We start from the raw sequence: 3135 nt of genomic DNA on the forward strand, positions 1-3135 counted from the left end.
CTTGGCGGCGGCTTCGGGGTCCCTTACCGTCCTGAGCAGAAAGCAGTTGACATGGCCTATGTCGGCAGAGAAATAGAAAGTCTGTATTATGAAATGATATCCGGTAGCGGCCTGCATCCGATTAAAATATACATGGAAAGCGGCAGGATGATCACCGGTCCGCACGGATACCTGGTGACGCGCGTGCTGCATAAAAAGGAGACCTACAGGAAATACATCGGCCTGGACGCGTCAATGGCCAACCTCATGCGTCCCGCGCTGTATGGCGCCTACCATCACATCACGGTGCCGGGAAAAGAGAATGCGCCGCGTACAATGGCATACGACGTTACCGGCTCGCTTTGCGAGAACAATGACAAGTTCGCCATTGCCAGGGAACTGCCGGAAATCCAGGTGGGCGACATCGTTGTTATTCACGACACCGGGGCACACGGTCATGCCATGGGGTTCAACTATAATGGAAAACTGCGCTCGGCAGAGCTTCTGCTGCGGGAGGACCGCAGCGTTGTCCGTATACGGCGCGCCGAGACGATTGAAGATTATTTCGCCACCCTTGATTTCAGGGGTCTGAAGGATTTTTAGAGAACCATCCTCCGCCCTGCGGGCACCTTGCTGTGTTGAGCCCCCCTTGCGCCCTGTGTGCACCTTGCTGTGATGAGCCCCCCTCCGCCCAGACTGTGTGAGAAACAAAGTAGTATTGTTACTACCACAGTCTGATTGTTAAATCTCGGAATTTAAGGGTAATAATTTTTTAATCTTAAACTTCAGAAAATTATATTAATTCCCTTTTATTGCATCTGGTAATACCTTATACAGTCACCAAAGCATCCATTAACTTGTCAAAATCAACAAGATTCAGTACACGTCGAAAATTATAGATAAATGCAATAAAACTAAACTCTGCAGAGACAGTCTCTTTGCCCTTCTGCATAAATTGTCTGTAGCCCCAACTATGCTTTATTGTTCCAAAGGGATGCTCGACTATCTCTTTCCTTTTCGCTAGTAATCTTTTACCTATATCAGAATTGCACTTTTCTCTGAATTCATTAATCTCATTAAAAAACTCAGTTACTTTTATTGATCTGCCATTTTTGTCATTAGTGCAAGATTTTTTTTTATTGCATTCGTCACATTCTCTACAGCTATATTTAAACTTACGCGTACCAGTTCTTCTATCTATAAAACCGTTACCTATTTTTCTCAACTCTTTGCCTTCTGGACATTCAAAAACATCTCTGCCTTTATCATATTTAAAGTCATCTTTTAAAAATCCTTTAGCCGGAATTTTATTCTCTTCCTCTTTTATTTTTGTTTTCTGATCGTGTGAGTCTCTCGGGTGTGAAACATATATTTCGAAACACTCATCCTCTTCCGCCTTCAATATTTCTTTCTCTTCAAAATATCCCGCATCGGCTACTACTATCGTCTTGCTATCAATTTTAAAATCATTCTTAAGCGCGGAAACTCTGTCTTTCATATTGTTGAGCTGATGTTGATCATTGCTTTCATTCGTTACGTCATGTGCGATTATCAGCTTATTCTTTTCGTCTACCGCTGTCTGGCAATTATATCCCGCACTTATACGGTTGTTATCCTTCATATATCTGCTGTCTGTATCATTCGCAAAATATATTTCAAGTTCAGGATTCTCGCAAAACACCTGTTTAATAATATCTATCTTGTCCTGGCTTTTATTTAACTTTGCCAGCTTCTCTCTCAGATTCTTTGATAAAAACTCATACTCCGCTTCTTCTGACTTATCATTTTTCTCAAGCTCATCCAGATATTTCTCTATTTGATCCTGTATTCTTAATCCAATTTTTTCAATTGCTTCTTTCCGATAAATGTTATCCAGATGATTTTTTGCTCTCTCCTTTGTGCCATCTATTGCAACGCATTGAAACGATAACAATTCCAACTTCTGGCATAGATTCAAAAACTCACGAAATATTGTTTTTATACCTTTTTTGTTATCTTTACGAAAATCTGCTATGGTTTTAAAATCAGGAAACAATCTGTTCGTTAACCATATCATTTCTATATTTCTGTTGCATTCGGCTTCTAACTTACGGCTGCTCCTTATACGATTTAAGTAACCGTATATGTATATCTTCAACATCATTGAAGGCTCATATGCCGGTCTCCCTTTGCCACCATGCGTTCCCGGAATTTTGAAACCTATTTTCTTTAAATCCAGTTTGTCTACATACGCATCTATAAATCTGGACGGATTTTCCGATGATATCAATTCATCCAATTTCTCTTCAAACAAATTTAATTGATCCCGCGATGTACCAGTTATAAACATAGTTGAATCCTAATGTATTTAAAATACTCTCATTATTAAAAGATATAGACTTTTTGCAATTAATAAACCTCCTTTACTCCTATTTCTCACACAGTCTGGCCCTCCGGGCACCTCCCCCCAGAGGGGGGAGGAATAATGGGACTGAACATCTTGGTAATTCATTACAATTATTCCAATAACTGTTATTGCAGCTTCCGTTTCTCTTTCCGCAACTTATCAACGGAAAAATCTATATATCCGGCTTCAGGAACATATTTCCTGCCCTCATTCATGATCCAGCGCAAAAATGTCACCACTGCCTTTTTTGCCGGCTTCCCTTTGGAAACCAGGTGCAGGTCCCTGGCAGGCGGGGATGGATATATACTATCAGCTATGGCCTTCATAATGCAGTCCCTGGTCTCATAAAAAGATTCTTTGGTATCGATACGGCCGTTGGCGTTCAGGTCAAGAGGGAGTATGATAAGGCCGGCCACCGGTTTTTTCGTCTTTGCGTCGTAGGCGAAGTTGATATTGTTATACCCGATACCAAGTGTGTCGTTTCGTACAGCTTCAGCCAGCCCCGGGTCACCGAACACGCCCACTCCCTGCAGGTCTTCCTGGGAACCATGCATATAGCGCGCCCAGGTTTCCGCTGCTCCGCAGGCATCAGACCGCGTGTACACGCGGATGGGGGAAGAATCACCGGTTTTCAATAACTGGTCCCACTGTACGATCTCTTTCTTTATCCATATCTTTTCACACTCCCTTCCTGTAACGCCCCTTTGTAAAAGCAGAGCGGCATGGGGATTTTTGGCGTTCATAGTGGGCACCACAGCGTCCTTAACTAC

The 3135-nt window shown here is 42.5% G+C and carries 3 protein-coding genes; 1 reads left to right on the forward strand and 2 read right to left on the reverse strand.

Annotated features, from left to right (window positions below; translation table 11 throughout):
- The coding region (locus KKE07_04985; protein MBU4270196.1) for a diaminopimelate decarboxylase at positions 1 to 582 on the forward strand (582 nt) is incomplete at its 5' end.
- A gap of 226 nt (positions 583 to 808) precedes the next feature.
- Here the strand turns inward: KKE07_04985 and KKE07_04990 are convergent.
- Together KKE07_04990 and KKE07_04995 are read right to left on the reverse strand one after the other, a co-directional pair.
- Positions 809 to 2308 (reverse strand): IS1182 family transposase, encoded by a 1500-nt coding sequence (locus KKE07_04990; protein MBU4270197.1) that lies wholly within the window; start codon positions 2306 to 2308, stop codon positions 809 to 811.
- Positions 2309 to 2490: 182 nt separating this feature from the next.
- On the reverse strand, positions 2491 to 3135 hold a 645-nt coding region (locus KKE07_04995), incomplete at its 5' end, for a substrate-binding domain-containing protein (GenBank protein MBU4270198.1).

Source organism: Candidatus Dependentiae bacterium (assembly GCA_018897535.1).
Lineage (GTDB): Bacteria > Babelota > Babeliae > Babelales > UASB340 > UASB340.